Here is a 15374-nt window from a genome sequence, read left to right on the forward strand (position 1 = left end):
AGTGTTTTCCTCACGAGAAGACGGTGATTGGCTGCGCCGTGGCAGCCAGCAGGCGTTTGATTTCCGGAACGCAGGACCCGCATTGCGTGCCGCAACCCAGTTCTTGCTTGAGTCCCTGCAAGTCCAAGCCGCGGCTGATGCCAGCGCAGATCGCGTTCTGGCCGACGTTCTTGCAATTGCACAGGATCTTGTTCGCGTTGACGGGCGCGTCGAGATTGCCCGGTGGTGCGCTCAGCGGCGCAAGCAACCAGCGCCGCAGTTGCTGGTCCGCGCGACCTTCGAGCCACAGCCCCTGCAACCAGTGCTGGGCAAGGGTTTCACCGGCCAATCGAATGGCAGTGATCCGGCCATTTTCGATCCGCACGCGCTTGCCGATGGCCCGTCGAGGGTCGTCGTAAGCCAGCACCGGGCCGTCATCGAGCGCCAGGTTTTTATCGATTTCGCTTAGCAGCTCTGCCGAAGGTGCTGAAGTATTGGCCGCCCGTACAAGCAGGGCAGGGCGCTCGCGACCAACAAGGCTGAGGCTGACGTAGGAAAACGCCTCACAGAGCGGTCGTAGCGTCTCAAAATGCCGTTGAACATCGCCCTCGATCAGTGCGAACAGTTTCCAGGGCAAATCCACCGGATCCAGGCGAACGCCGCTGTGTTTAAGTTCGGGCTGTTTTGACAAAGGATCGAATGCGGGCAGGGTGAGGCTGTTCACCCCGCCCTTGAGAAAACGGTCGCCCCAATGCATCGGCAAAAAGGCCTGGCCCGGGCGCACGCTGTCATCGCTGGCAACCGCGACGACGACGGCGCCGCGTCGGCTTTTCAGGCTGACCAGATCCCCAGGCTGCAGGCGATGGCGGCGCAGTTCGTCCGGGTGCAGGCTCAACTCCGCTTCGTTGACATGGCCGAATAGCTGCGCGGCTGTGCCGGTGCGGCTCATGCCGTGCCATTGATCGCGCAGGCGGCCGGTGATCAGGGTCAGCGGGAAGCGAGCATCCCGTTGCTCTTTGGCGGCGCGATACGGATCGGCCACGAACTTTGCGCGCCCATTGGCAGTGGCAAATATCCCGTCGACGTACAGCCGTGCCGTACCTTCAACGGCACCCACAGGGAAGGGCCATTGCTGCGGGCCGAGACGATCGATCAGTGCATGGCTGATGCCGGACAGATCCAGGTCGCGGCCTTGAGTCAGTTGTTTGTATTCGTCAAAGACCTGAGCGGGATTATCAAATTCAAACAGGCTGGTTTGGCCGGGACGCAGGTGTTTTTCCAGACGTTGTGCGAAATCTACGGTGATTGCCCAGTCCGGCCGCGCCTCACCCGGTGCGACGATTGCCTGGCGTACGTGGGAAATGCGCCGCTCGGAGTTGGTCACGCAACCTTCCTTTTCACCCCAACTGGCAGCGGGCAGCAGAAGGTCGGCGAACTTCGCGGTTTCAGTGGTGCTGAAGGCTTCCTGCAGCACCACGAACGGGCAGGCTTGCAAGGCTGCGCGCACGGCCGTCTGGTCCGGCATGGATTGCGCGGGGTTGGTACAGGCGATCCATAGCGCCTTGATCTTGCCGTTGCGCACTTGCTCAAACAGCTCGATTGCGGTGAGTCCGGGATTTTCCGGCAGTTGCTCGACGCCCCAGTAGGACGCGACTTGCTCACGGTGTTGTGCATTGGCGGCGTCACGGTGGCCGGGCAGCAGGTTGGACAAACTGCCGGTTTCCCGCCCGCCCATGGCATTTGGCTGACCGGTGAGGGAGAAAGGTCCGGCGCCGGGACGACCGATCTGCCCGGTGGCCAGGTGCAGGTTGATCAGTGCACTGTTTTTCGCGCTGCCGGCGGTGGACTGGTTAAGCCCCATGCACCACAGCGACAGAAAGCTCGGTGATGTGCCGATCCACTCGGCACATTGCTGCAATTGCCCGAGGCTGATTCCGCAGAGCTGCGAAACCATTTGCGGCGTGTAGTCACGCACCAGGTTTTTCAGCTCGGCCAGGCCTTCGGTGTGGTCCCGGATGAAGTCACGATCGATCCAGTCTTCCCACAGCAGCAGATGCAAAATCCCATGGAACAGGGCGACATCGGTGCCCGGCAAGATCGCCAGGTGCAGGTCAGCCAGATCGCAGGTGTCTGTACGACGAGGGTCAATGACGATGACCTTCATCTGCGGCCGGCGGGATTTGGCGGCTTCCAGCCGGCGAAACAGCACCGGGTGAGCGTAGGCCATGTTGCTGCCGACGATCATCACGCAATCGCTCAGCTCCAGGTCTTCGTAGCTGCAGGGCGGGGCGTCGGCACCCAGGCTGCGCTTGTAGCCGACCACCGCCGAGGACATGCACAGGCGCGAATTGCTGTCGATGTTGTTGGTGCCTACCAGGGCACGTGCCAGCTTGTTGAAGGCGTAGTAGTCCTCGGTCAACAGTTGCCCGGAAATGTAGAACGCGACGCTGTCCGGGCCATGTTCGGCAATGGTCGCGGCAAACACGCTGGTAGCGTGATCGAGGGCGGTATCCCAATCGGTGCGGTGACGGGCCAGGCCTTTACCGAGACGCAGTTCGGGGTACAGCGCCCGCGCCGTCAAGTCGCCGGTCAGGTGCAGGGTCGAACCCTTGCTGCACAGTTTGCCGAAATTGGCCGGGTGCGCCGGGTCGCCGCTGACGCCGAGGATGCGCTCGCCGTCGTGTTCGATCAGCACGCCACAGCCGACCCCGCAGTAACAGCAGGTGGATGCAGTGATCTGGCGGTCCATCAGCCTGCATCCCGCAGGGCCAGCATCACTCGGCCATTTTCCACCCGGGCGAGATGGTGATGGGCACAGCCGATGTCCGGGGCCAGGGCTTCGCCGCTTTCCAGGTCGATTTGCCAGTTGTGCAACGGGCAGGCCACCCGCTTGCCATAGACCAGGCCTTGGGACAACGGGCCGCCCTTGTGCGGGCAGCGGTCGTCAAGGGCGAACACTTCGTCGTCGCTGGTACGAAAAATCGCGATGTCTCCCTTTGGCCCGGCGATGATCCGCGAGCCCAGGGCATTGATCTCTTCCAGTGCGCAGATATCCAGCCAGTTCATGCCAGCACCTCCAGGTTTTTCACGGGGATGACGTCGAATTCTTTTTTCAGCTGGGGCTGTTCCAGGCGTTCCTTCCACGGGTCCTGTTCGAACGACAGCGAGAACTGCAGGCGATCGTTGAGCGCCTTGCGCCGCTCCGGATCTTCCAGCACGGCTTTCTTGATATGTTCCATGCCGACCCGTTGCAGGTAGTGCACGGTGCGTTCGAGGTAGAAGGCTTCTTCGCGATAGAGCTGCAGGAATGCACCGTTGTATTCGCGCACTTCTTCGGCGGTCTTCAGCTTGACGAAGAACTCCGCGACTTCGGTCTTGATCCCGCCGTTGCCACCGATGTACATCTCCCAGCCGGAGTCCACACCGATAATTCCCACATCCTTGATACCGGCTTCCGAGCAGTTGCGCGGGCAACCGGAGACGGCCAGCTTCACCTTGTGCGGCGACCACATGTTGAACAGGTCATGTTCCAGTTCAATGCCAAGTTGTGTGGAGTTCTGGGTGCCAAAGCGGCAGAACTCGCTGCCGACGCAGGTTTTCACCGTACGGATGGATTTGCCGTAGGCGTGGCCGGACGGCATGTCCAGGTCTTTCCACACCCCCGGCAGGTCTTGCTTGCGGATGCCCAGCAAGTCGATGCGCTGGCCACCGGTGACCTTGACCATCGGCACGTTGTACTTGTCGGCGACGTCGGCAATGCGCCGCAGCTCTGAAGGGTTGGTCACGCCGCCCCACATCCGAGGGACTACAGAGTAGGTGCCGTCTTTCTGAATGTTGGCGTGGGCGCGTTCGTTGATCAGTCGCGATTGCGGATCGTCCTTGGCTTCCCCAGGCCAGGTGGAAATCAGGTAGTAGTTGAGCGCCGGCCGGCAGGTGGCGCAGCCGTTGGGTGTGCGCCAGTTGAGGTAGCTCATGGTGCCGGCGATTGTCAGCAGGTGCTGCTCGCGGATGGCCTGGCGGATTTGCCCGTGGTTGAGGTCGCTGCAGCCGCAGATGGCCTTTTCGCTTTTCGGTTTGACGTCCGCGGCGCCGCCCACGGTGTTGATCAGGATCTGTTCGACGAGGCCGGCGCAGGAGCCGCAGGAGCTGGCAGCCTTGGTGTGTTTCTTGACGTCGTCGACACTGAACAGCCCGTGTTCCTGAATGGCCTTGACGATGGTGCCCTTGCACACACCGTTGCAGCCGCAGACTTCGGCGGTGTCGGCCATGCTCATGGCTTTGTCCTGGCCCTGATGTCCTACATCGCCAAGTGCATTTTCACCAAACATCAGATGATCGCGGATCTCGCCGATGGCGTGATTCTCACGGATCTGCCGGAAATACCAGCCGCCATCTGCCGTATCGCCGTACAGGCAGGCACCGACCAGCACGTCATCCTTGATCACCAGTTTCTTGTAGACCCCGCCAATCGGGTCCGAGAGGGTGATGGTCTCGGTGCCTTCACCGCCCATGAAGTCGCCGGCGGAGAACAGGTCGATGCCGGTAACCTTCAATTTGGTCGAGGTCACCGACCCCTTGTAGGTGGCAAAACCCAGTTGGGCGAGGTGGTTGGCGCAGACTTTGGCCTGTTCGAACAGCGGCGCCACCAAGCCATAGGCGATGCCGCGGTGACTGGCACACTCACCGATGGCATAGATCCGTGGGTCGTAGGTTTGCAGTGTGTCGTTGACCAGAATCCCGCGGCTGCACGGAATGCCGGATTTCTCCGCCAGTTCGGTATTGGGGCGAATGCCGGCGGCCATCACGACCAGGTCGGCGGGGATGATGTCGCCGTTCTTGAATTGCACCGATCCGACCCGGCCGTTGCCCGCGTCGTGCAAGGCCTGGGTCTGCTCGCACAGGCGAAAGTGCAGGCCGCGAGATTCCAGCGCGCTTTGCAGTAGCTGGCCGCTGGTCTTGTCCAGTTGCCGTTCCAGCAACCACTCGCCGATATGCACCACGGTCACGTGCATGCCCCGCAGCATCAGGCCATTGGCGGCCTCCAGACCGAGCAGGCCGCCGCCGATCACCACGGCGTGACGGTGGGTTTTCGCGGTGTCGATCATGGCCTGGGTGTCGGCGATGTCACGGTAGCCGATCACGCCCTCAAGGGTGTTGCCGGGAATGGGCAGGATGAAGGGCGTCGAGCCGGTGGCGATCAGCAGGCGATCGTATTCGGCTTCGCTGCCGTCTTCGGCGATGACCCGGCGCTTGACCCGGTCGATCTCCACCACCTTGCGGTTGAGCAGCAGCTTGATGTTGTTTTCCAGGTACCAGTCCAGGTCGTTGAGCACGATCTCTTCGAAGGTCTGTTCACCCGCCAACACCGGCGACAACAGGATGCGGTTGTAGTTGGTGTGCGGTTCGGCGCCGAAGACCGTGATGTCGTACAGCTCAGTGCTCAGTTTGAGCAGCTCTTCCAGGGTTCGGACCCCGGCCATGCCGTTGCCGATCATCACCAGTTTTAGTTTTTTCATCAGGTTCTCCGGGGAGCTCAGGCCTGCCTCATCAGGGTTCAGGCCATGCTCGACAAATTTTGCGCAAACAAAAAAAGGCGTCCCGCTAGTTGCCTAGCGAGGACGCCTTTGTCCTGGTCCCGTTCTCTCGGGAAGTGCAACCTTCGTCGTTGAAGCCTGCGCTGTATGTCTGTTGCAAGAGGTAATGCAGTGGTTATGCCAAGTCGCTCGAATCCCGTGTTTGTTGGCTATTTCCCCGTTCGCAAGGACAGAGCCGTAAGGGAATGCACCGATTCAAGGCGCATTGCCCGTTAATGGAGCGCAACCACCAGCAGCACCAGGTTCAGCAGCAAGGACACCAGCGCCAATGTCCGCCAGACTTTCAGCGGCTCGCGCTCCAGTAAGGGCTTGGGGCGTACGCTCAAGCTGCGGCGTTCGCCCTGTTCCATCAGCAGCAGCCATTCTTCCGCCGTTTCGAAACGCTGGTCGGGGGCCGCTGCCACGGCGCGCTCCAGGCTATGGGCGATCCAGTCCGGCAGGTCGGGCCGGTAGCGGCTGGCGTCGACCGGGAGGCCAAACCTCGGGCGTTGGAACGCTTCGATTTCGCCATAGGGATAGTGCCCGGTGAGCACGAAATACAGGGTCACACCGACGGCATACAAATCCTGCCGTGGCGTCGGTACATCGCCGCGAAAGGCTTCGGGCGCGATGTAACTGGGTGTGCCCGGCAGCGCCCAGGGCAGGTCTTGCGAAAGCCCGGGACAGTAGGCGAGGCCGAAATCCAGCAGGCGCAACTCACCATCGTCCCCCAGCAACAGGTTTTCCGGTTTGATATCGCGATGCAGGATCTGCCGTCGATGCAGCAGGCCGACCGCTCGCAGCAAGCGTTCGGCGATGTCTTGCCACTGGGGCAGCGGCAAGGGGCCGCTTTGTTCATGCCGTTGGGCCAGGGTAGCGCCCGAATACTCACGCATCACGTAGTACAAATGCTGACGCTGACTGGCGGCATGGACTTCAGGAAAATGTCGACCGGCCACGCGTTTGAGAAACCATTCTTCCGACAGTAACGTTTGCCCGGCCTGGTGATCGTCGTGCAAACGCCCCGGCAGGGTTTTCAGCAGCCAGGGTTGTTGCTGGCTGTCGCGAACGCGATAAAGCAGTGATTGCTGGCTCTGTGCGACGATCCCCTCGACCTGCCAGCCTTCGAACGCCTGACCCGGTTTCAGGGCTGGCGGCAGTGGCCATTGCTGTAAGTGCATCAACGCATCGCCAATGCTCGCTTCGCCAAGGGCATCGACCCGCACCAGCAGAGCGCTGGCGTTGTCCTGACTGCCCGCCAGGTGTGCGGCATTGACCAGGGTTTGCGCAGCGCTGTGCAAGTCCGGTTGATCCCGCAGGATCGCGGCAATGGCAGTATCGCCCAGGACGGCCCAGACGCCGTCGCTGAGCAGGACGAAGCTTTCATCGACGCGCAACTCACCGTCGAGAAAGTCCAGCACCAGGTGTTGATCGAGCCCCAGCGCCCGTTTCAGCACATGCTGCATGCCCGGCTGGTCCCAGACGTGATCCTCGCTGATTCGCTGCAATTGGTCGGCGTGCCAGCGATACACCCGGCAATCGCCGACATGGGCCAGGGTAAAACGCCGGCCACGCAGGACCAGCGCACTGAGGGTGGTCAGCAGCGGTTGCCCGCCGCCATTGGCCTGCAACCAGCGGTTTTGCGCCAGCAGCAGACGATCGAGTGCCTGTGCGACGCTCCAGGTTTCCGGCGTGGCGTAGTAATCCAGCGCCAGGGCCTGCAGCGTCGAACGGGCAGCCAGACCGCCATCGACGCACTGGCTGACGCCGTCGGCAATCGCGAACAGGTAACCCTTGCTCGCGGCCAGCGCCGGAGCCGGCGTGACCAGACGCAGGGCATCCTGGTTTTCCTCGCGAGGACCGATGGCGCTGGCTTCGGCGAAACTCAGTTGCAGGCTCATCGTGGCGTCAGACCCGCGCAGCCGTCACGGCGGCCGAACCCCAGGTGGTTCTCCAGCGACGTTTCACGCCGTGCAGACCGAACCAGGCCAGAACGCCGAGGCTGGCGAACAACCACAGCGCCAGTTGATAGCTGCCGGTGCTTTGCTTGATCGCGCCCATGCCGGCCGCGAGGGCAAACCCGCCGATGCCACCGGCCATGCCGATCAGGCCGGTCATCACGCCGATTTCCCGGCGAAAGCGCTGGGGCACCAACTGGAATACCGCGCCATTGCCTGCACCCAGACCGAGCATGGTGCAGACGAAAAGCGCCAGTGCGGCGTAGGAACTCGGCAGGTTGAAACCGACCACGGCAATGCAGATCGCCGCGACGGTGTACATCGCCAGCAGGGTCCGAATGCCGCCGAACCGGTCAGCCAGCGCGCCACCCAAAGGGCGCATCAGGCTGCCGCCGAACACGCAGGCAGCGGTGTAGTAGCCGGCAGTCACCGGACTCAGGCCGTATTGGTCGTTAAAGTAACCGGGCAGGGCGCTGGCAAGGCCGATGAAGCCGCCGAACGTCACGCTGTAGAAGAACATGAACCACCAGCTGTCACGATCACCCAGGGCCTTGAAGTAGTCGGCGATGGATTTGGCCTTTGGCCGCTCGGGGGCATTGCGGGCCAGCCAGGCGAAGACGACCAGGGTCAGGATCAATGGAATCAGGGCAAACCCGAACACATTGCTCCAGCCAAACGCCGCCGCCAGCACCGGGGCGATCAATGCCGCGAGCACTGTGCCTGAGTTACCCGCGCCGGCGATGCCCATGGCCTTGCCTTGGTGCTGTGGTGGATACCACTGCGAGGCCAAGGGCAGGGCGACGGCGAAGGAGGCGCCGGCCATACCGAGGAACAGCCCCAGCACCAAGGCTTGCTCGTAGCTGTGGATCCCGAGTTTCCAAGCGCCGAATAGCGCGCAGATCACGATGACCTGACCGATCAGGCCGGCGGTTTTGGGCGACAGGCGATCAGCCAACATCCCCATCACGAAGCGCAACACCGCCCCGGCCAGAATCGGCGTGGCGACCACCAGCCCCCGTTGCTGCGTCGTCAGGTGCAGGTCGGCGGCGATCTGTACCGCCAAAGGACCGAGCAGGTACCAGACCATGAAACTCAGGTCGAAATAGAGGAACGCTGCGAACAATGTGGGTGTATGGCCGGATTTCCAGAAGCTTGAATTCATTGCGCACCTCAGCTGTGAAGAGTCTCGAAAGGAGTCATGAGCTTGCAGGTGGGGCGCCGATACGGCCGCACCACCGGCCCCGTGCTGTGGGGCCAAAACGAAAAAACGCCGCCACCCGATCCGCCAAGGGCAAATGAGGTGAGCGACGTCTTTGTCGTAGGTGGGGCAACCGCCGTTGGTTACCTGTAGTGATTACTTAGCGAGATCTGTGCCAACACTGCTTTTGTGGCAGGGTCAACCCAGCAACTCGCTCATGGCAATAATCTGCTCCGCCACTTGAATCAGCTTCTGCTGGCGGCTCATCGCCTGGCGGCGCATCAGCGTGTAGGCCTCTTCCTCGTTGCAGTCCTTCATTTTCATCAGCATTCCCTTGGCCAGTTCGATGCGCTTGCGCTCGGCCAATTGCTGGTCGCGGGCATGCAACTGGGCACGCAAGGCCTGGTCGCTTTCGAAGCGTGCCATTGCCACGTCGAGAATCGGCTGCAGGCGTTGTGCGTGAATGCCTTCGACGATGTAGGCACTGACCCCGGACTTGATCGCCTGGCGCATCACATCGGGGTCGTGTTCGTCCGTGAACATCACAATCGGTCGTGGCTGGTCGCGTGTCACCAGCACCACTTGTTCCATGACATCGCGGCCCGGTGACTCGGTATCGATCAGAATCACATCCGGACGCACCGTTTCGACGCGTTCTGGCAGGTCGATGGTCAAACCGGATTCATCGATCACTTCGAATCCGGCCTCGGTCAGGGCGGCCTTCAGGCGTCCGACTTTCTTGGCGGTGTCGTTGATCAGCAGGATACGCAGCATGTTCGTGGTCTCCTGTCAGCGGCTGGCGGATCGGTGCGAGCTGTCGCTCATGGCGTGCAGTTTGAAACTGCGGGCATAACCGGCCGGGTCCGAACCGTCCCAGATCTTGCCGTCGATCAATTGACTGCTACGCATTTGCTCGGCTGACGAAGCGACGCCGACGGCACGGGCGGCTTCACGGTAGAGGTGCAGTTGCTGGACCTGCCGGGCAACCGCGAGATAGTCCGGATCATCGCGCAACAAGCCCCAGCGGCGGAACTGGGTCATGAACCACATGCCGTCGGACAGGTACGGCAGGTTGACCTCGCCATCGCCGTGAAAGCGCAGCGCGTGCGGGTCTTGCCAGCGCTGGCCAAGGCCGTCGGCGTATTCGCCCAGCAGGCGTGGTTCGATGCAGTCCAGTGGTGCGTCAAGGTACTGCGCGGCACTGAGCAATTGTGCGGTACTGCGGCGATTCTCGGTGCTTTGTTCGATGAAGCGGCTGGCTTCCAGAACCGCCATCACCAACACCCGCGCGGTATTGGGGTATTGCTCGACGAATGCACGGGTGCAGCCGAGGACCTTCTCCGGATGATCGGGCCAGAGGGTCTGGGTCGTGGCCAGGGTGAAACCGAGGTCCTGTTGCACGGCGCTGGCGGACCAGGGTTCGCCGACGCAGAAGCCGTCGATACGCCCGGCCCGCAGGTGCGCGACCATCTGCGGTGGCGGCACCACCACGCTGTCGACATCCAGCAGCGGGTGAATGCCCTGGCTGGCGAGCCAGTAATACAACCACATGGCATGGGTGCCGGTGGGAAACGTCTGGGCGAAGGTGAGTTTTGAGCGAGTTTGGTGCACGTGCCTATCCAGTGCTTCAGGACTGGTCACTCCAAGCGCTTGCAAACCGTGGGACAGATTGATGCTCTGGCCGTTCTGATTCAGGCCCATCAACACGGCCATGTCGGTCGCGGCCACGCCACCGATGCCCAGGTGAACGGCATAAATCAGACCGTAGAGGCTGTGGGCGGCATCGAGTTCGCCGCTGACCAGTTTGTCCCGCAGGTTGGCCCAGGACGACTGCCGCTTGAGGTTCAGGGTCAAGCCGTGGGGCTGGGCAAAGCCCTGGGTGGCGGCGACAACCACCGAGGCGCAGTCGCTCAGGGCCATGAAGCCGAGATTGATTTCGGTTTTTTCCGGGGCATCGCTGCCATTGACCCAGGCTAGAGGGCCGGCTGACGGTTCGTTCATCGCGTGTTCACCTTGCAAAAAAAACGTCGTCCCGAGTTCTTGCATGAGCAGGCCGGGGACGACGCCATTGTCTTTGCACACATTCGGTCGTTGGCATGGGTGCTGGTGCCCAGAGTGGTGCAAGGCATATGCCATCGTCCGTTGATTTGATCACGCGCCTCGCTTGCCGCCCCGTTGCACGGCTATAATCGCCACCTCAATTCGCCGCCAATCGAGTCAAATCCGCCCATGTACACCCTGGCCCGTCAGCTGTTGTTCAAACTCTCCCCGGAAACCTCCCACGATCTGTCCCTGGACCTGATCGGCGCGGGCGGGCGTCTTGGACTCAACGGCTTGCTGTGCAAGGCCCCGGCGAAGGTGCCGGTGAATGTCATGGGCCTGGACTTCCCGAATCCGGTGGGGCTGGCCGCCGGCCTGGACAAGAACGGCGCGGCCATCGATGGTTTCGCCCAACTGGGTTTCGGTTTTGTCGAAATCGGCACTATCACGCCGCGCCCACAGCCTGGCAACCCGAAACCACGCCTGTTCCGTTTGCCGGAAGCCGAGGCGATCATCAACCGCATGGGCTTCAACAACCTCGGCGTCGATCACCTGCTCGCCCGCGTGGCGGCGGCCAAGTACAAGGGCGTGCTGGGCATCAACATCGGCAAGAACTTCGATACACCGGTCGAGCGTGCCGTGGACGACTACCTGATCTGCCTGGACAAGGTCTACGCCCACGCCAGCTATGTGACGGTCAACGTCAGTTCGCCGAACACGCCGGGCCTGCGCAGCCTGCAATTCGGTGACTCGCTCAAGCAGTTGCTGGCCGATCTGGCCGAGCGCCGCGCGGAACTGGCATTGCGTCATGGCAAACATGTACCGCTGGCGATCAAGATCGCGCCGGACATGAGCGACGAAGAAACCGCGCAAGTTGCGCAAGCGCTGATCGAAACCGGGATGGATGCGGTCATTGCGACTAACACCACCCTGAGCCGCGTAGGCGTCGAAGGCATGGAGCATGGCGAAGAAGCCGGCGGTCTGTCCGGCGCACCGGTTCGTGACAAGAGTACCCACACGGTGCAAGTGCTGGCGTCGGAGCTGGGCGGGCGTTTACCGATCATTGCGGCGGGCGGCATTACCGAAGGCAAGCACGCGGCGGAGAAAATCGCTGCAGGCGCGAGCCTGGTGCAGATCTACTCGGGCTTCATCTACAAAGGCCCGGCGCTGATTCGTGAGTCGGTCGACGCAATCGCAGCGCTACGCTAACGAGCTTTTGTGGCGAGGGGGCTTGCCCCCGTCCGACTGCGAAGCAGTCGTGAGCCCTATGATCGCAATGCTATTGATACACCGCATTGTTCGGTTTTAGGGCAGCTTCGCTGCCCAACGGGGGCAAGCCCCCTCGCCACAAAGGTTTGTCGCGGTGTTTCTGGCAGACATAAAAAAGGGCTCCATAAAGGAGCCCCTGGGCCGGAGCCCGCCGTCCGGATGGGACGTGCGTGGTTAATTCAGTACAAAATCAAATTGTCGTGTCGGAGTGTTGTGCCCTGTAATTAGCCGACGGCGTGAAGTTCGTTGAGTCTGTGGATTCCCGCAGTGCCGGTCATACCGTCCCAGTTGTCGCCGCGTCCTTCTCGCCAGCCGTTGATCCAGGCTTGACGTACCGACGGTAGAGTAAATGGGCAAAGCTCACGGGATTTACCACCAACGCCATATTGATATCCGCGCAAAAATGCTCTTTCCAACGGATCACGCTTAAGTCTTCTCATAGGGTGTTGCCCTCACTTGTTGACTGTATTTATCGCGTCGACCTCTATTGAGGTCTGGCAGAAAAACTCTGCCGTTGGTGGCTCGTTGCCGGCGTGACGAGCCAAGGTGTTGGCGTCATTGCGGCGCCAACCTGTATTGAGTTCTAACCAATGCGTCACATCGAGGGAATGATCGTTTTGTCATAAGGACGTAACCGTTCATGTGCTAACGCCATAAGTAACAGAGCGGTGGTAGCGTATTTATTGGCCAAACCCCGGTATGATCGGCCCTGCGCTTGATGATGGGCTTAATCCTTTACTGAGAATGGCTCCCGTTGCCGGGAGGCACTATTCGACGAAGGGTCGACTTATGACATTTTGTTGCATCAACTTTTTTATCTGTCCTTGCATCTAAGCTCATTTAACCCGGGCAGCAGGGGTGGAACGGCACACCTTCGTGCCACGCGGGCGCTCTTCGAGAAAAGCGCCTGATTGAAAACCGGACCGGCAATGCGTTGCCCGGTCACTCAGCTAAAGGTTCTGGAATTCCCATGTCCGATCATTTCGAACTCTTCCTCACTTGCCCAAAAGGCCTTGAAGGCCTGCTCATCGAGGAAGCCGTCGGGCTTGGCCTTGAGGAAGCGCGCGAGCACACCTCTGCCGTACGCGGCATGGCCACCATGGAAACCGCTTATCGCCTGTGCCTGTGGTCGCGCCTGGCCAACCGAGTGCTGCTGGTGCTCAAGCGTTTCCCGATGAAGGACGCCGAAGATTTGTACCACGGCGTGTTGGACATCGAGTGGCAAGACCACATGCTCAATGACGGCACCCTTGCCGTCGAATTCAGCGGCCATGGCTCGGGTATCGACAACACCCACTTCGGCGCGCTGAAGGTCAAGGACGCCATCGTCGACAAACTGCGCACCCCGCAAGGCGATCGTCCGTCCATCGACAAGCTCAACCCGGACCTGCGTATTCACCTGCGCCTGGACCGCGGCGAAGCCATTCTGTCCCTCGACCTGTCGGGCCACAGCCTGCACCAGCGCGGCTATCGCCTGCAGCAAGGTGCGGCACCGCTGAAGGAAAACCTCGCGGCCGCCATCCTGATCCGTTCCGGTTGGCCACGTATCGCGGCCGAAGGCGGCGCACTGGCTGACCCGATGTGCGGTGTCGGCACCTTCCTGGTGGAAGCGGCGATGATCGCCGCCGACATCGCGCCGAACCTGCGTCGCGAGCAGTGGGGCTTCACCGCCTGGCTCGGTCACGTCCCGGCGCTGTGGAAAAAACTGCACGAAGAAGCTTCCGAGCGCGCAGCGGCCGGCCTGGCCAAGACACCATTGTGGATCCGCGGCTACGAAGCCGATCCACGGCTGATTCAACCGGGCCGCAACAACGTCGAGCGTGCCGGCCTGAGCGAGTGGATCAAGATCTACCAGGGCGAAGTCGCGACTTTCGAGCCGCGCCCGGACCAGAACCAGAAAGGCCTGGTGATCTGCAACCCTCCGTACGGCGAGCGTCTGGGCGATGAGGCGAGCCTGCTCTACCTCTACCAGAACCTCGGCGAGCGCCTGCGTCAGGCCTGCCTGAACTGGGAAGCGGCGGTGTTCACCGGCGCGCCGGACCTGGGCAAGCGCATGGGTATCCGCAGCCACAAACAGTATTCGTTCTGGAACGGCGCCTTGCCGTGCAAGCTGCTGCTGATCAAGGTGCTGCCGGACCAGTTCGTCACCGGCGAGCGTCGTACTCCGGAACAGCGCCAGGTCGAGCGCGAGCAAGCCGCCTATGATCAGGCGCCGAACGAACCGCAAGAACGCAAGTTCAACAAAAACGGCAACCCGATCAAACCGACGCCGGCACCGGCTCCGGTGATCGAGCAGCCGCGCCTGAGCGAAGGCGGGCAGATGTTCGCCAACCGCCTGCAAAAGAACCTCAAGGCCCAGGGCAAGTGGGTTAAGCGCGAAGGCATCGACTGCTACCGCGTGTACGATGCCGACATGCCGGAATATTCCATGGCTATCGACCTGTATCACGATTGGGTCCACGTCCAGGAATACGCCGCGCCGAAATCCATCGATCCGGAAAAGGCCTCGGCCCGCATGTTCGATGCCCTGGCAGCCATCCCGCAGGCGTTGAACATCGACAAGAGCCGCGTGGTGGTCAAGCGTCGCGAGCGTCAGAGCGGCACCAAGCAGTACGAGCGCCAGGCGGCACAGGGCAAGTTCGTCGAGGTCAACGAAGGCGGGATCAAACTGCTGGTGAATCTCACCGATTACCTTGATACCGGTCTGTTCCTCGACCACCGGCCGATGCGCATGCGTATCCAGAAAGAGGCGGCCGGCAAACGCTTCCTCAATCTGTACTGCTACACCGCGACGGCCAGTGTGCATGCGGCCAAGGGCGGCGCGCGCAGCACCACCAGCGTCGACCTGTCGAAAACCTATCTGGACTGGGCGCGTCGCAACCTGTCGCTGAACGGTTTTTCCGACAAGAACCGCCTGGAGCAGGGTGATGTGATGGCGTGGCTCGAAGCCAGTCGTGACGAGTACGACCTGATCTTCATCGACCCGCCGACGTTCTCCAACTCCAAGCGCATGGAAGGTGTCTTCGACGTGCAGCGTGACCAGGTGCAACTGATCGACCTGGCCATGGCGCGCTTGGCGCCTGGCGGCGTGTTGTACTTCTCCAACAACTTCCGCAAGTTCGAACTGGAAGCCAATCTCGGCGAGCGTTATGCCGTCGAGGAGATCACTGCCCAGACCATCGATCCGGATTTTTCCCGCAACGCCAAGATCCATCGCGCCTGGAGAATCATGGCTCGTTGACACCTGATGTGACTGGATCCACAGAGCCTTGATTTTCAAAGGCTCTTGGATCCCATCAGTGCTGGTCAAATTAGTGGCTAATAGCTATAACACACCTCAAGGCCAAAGGGCTTTCC

Annotated in this window: 10 protein-coding genes; 2 read left to right on the top strand and 8 right to left on the bottom strand. The window is 61.4% G+C overall.

Going from position 1 to position 15374, the window contains the following annotated elements:
* Nucleotides 1-10: 10 nt before the first annotated feature.
* The 7 genes from KGB07_RS17495 to KGB07_RS17525 form a co-directional block, all read right to left on the bottom strand.
* A complete protein-coding gene (locus tag KGB07_RS17495) occupies nucleotides 11-2728 on the bottom strand; it encodes a nitrate reductase (RefSeq protein ID WP_046042891.1) in 2718 nt (905 codons plus the stop codon).
* Complete coding sequence (gene nirD, locus KGB07_RS17500; RefSeq protein WP_046042889.1) at nucleotides 2728-3045, bottom strand: nitrite reductase small subunit NirD; 318 nt, start codon at nucleotides 3043-3045, stop codon at nucleotides 2728-2730. Before nirD ends, KGB07_RS17495 begins: the two co-directional genes overlap by 1 nt.
* Complete coding sequence (nirB, locus tag KGB07_RS17505) at nucleotides 3042-5495, bottom strand: nitrite reductase large subunit NirB (protein ID WP_151213285.1); 2454 nt, start codon at nucleotides 5493-5495, stop codon at nucleotides 3042-3044. The genes nirD and nirB overlap by 4 nt, the downstream gene beginning before the upstream one ends.
* A 290-nt stretch (nucleotides 5496-5785) precedes the next feature.
* A complete protein-coding gene (locus KGB07_RS17510; RefSeq protein ID WP_223466083.1) occupies nucleotides 5786-7453 on the bottom strand; it encodes a bifunctional protein-serine/threonine kinase/phosphatase in 1668 nt (555 codons plus the stop codon).
* A gap of 7 nt (nucleotides 7454-7460) precedes the next feature.
* A complete protein-coding gene (locus KGB07_RS17515; protein WP_046042884.1) occupies nucleotides 7461-8672 on the bottom strand; it encodes a nitrate/nitrite transporter in 1212 nt (403 codons plus the stop codon).
* A gap of 234 nt (nucleotides 8673-8906) precedes the next feature.
* Nucleotides 8907-9482 (bottom strand): ANTAR domain-containing response regulator, encoded by a 576-nt coding sequence (locus KGB07_RS17520; RefSeq protein ID WP_046042882.1) that lies wholly within the window; start codon nucleotides 9480-9482, stop codon nucleotides 8907-8909.
* A gap of 15 nt (nucleotides 9483-9497) precedes the next feature.
* Nucleotides 9498-10709, bottom strand: coding sequence for a CmpA/NrtA family ABC transporter substrate-binding protein (locus KGB07_RS17525; RefSeq protein ID WP_223466085.1), 1212 nt, complete (start codon nucleotides 10707-10709; stop codon nucleotides 9498-9500).
* A 228-nt stretch (nucleotides 10710-10937) separates the two neighbouring features.
* On the opposite strand from KGB07_RS17525, the gene KGB07_RS17530 reads away from it, so the two are divergent.
* Complete coding sequence (locus KGB07_RS17530; protein WP_046042881.1) at nucleotides 10938-11957, top strand: quinone-dependent dihydroorotate dehydrogenase; 1020 nt, start codon at nucleotides 10938-10940, stop codon at nucleotides 11955-11957.
* A gap of 284 nt (nucleotides 11958-12241) precedes the next feature.
* Here KGB07_RS17530 and rmf read toward each other — a convergent pair whose 3' ends face one another.
* Nucleotides 12242-12457, bottom strand: coding sequence for a ribosome modulation factor (gene rmf, locus KGB07_RS17535; RefSeq protein WP_003223300.1), 216 nt, complete (start codon nucleotides 12455-12457; stop codon nucleotides 12242-12244).
* A 530-nt stretch (nucleotides 12458-12987) separates the two neighbouring features.
* Between rmf and rlmKL the strand changes: the two genes are divergently transcribed.
* A complete protein-coding gene (gene rlmKL, locus KGB07_RS17540) occupies nucleotides 12988-15258 on the top strand; it encodes a bifunctional 23S rRNA (guanine(2069)-N(7))-methyltransferase RlmK/23S rRNA (guanine(2445)-N(2))-methyltransferase RlmL (protein WP_046042880.1) in 2271 nt (756 codons plus the stop codon).
* Nucleotides 15259-15374: the final 116 nt, after the last annotated feature.

This window comes from Pseudomonas sp. GL-RE-26, from assembly GCF_019956275.1.
Lineage (GTDB): Bacteria > Pseudomonadota > Gammaproteobacteria > Pseudomonadales > Pseudomonadaceae > Aquipseudomonas > Aquipseudomonas grandcourensis.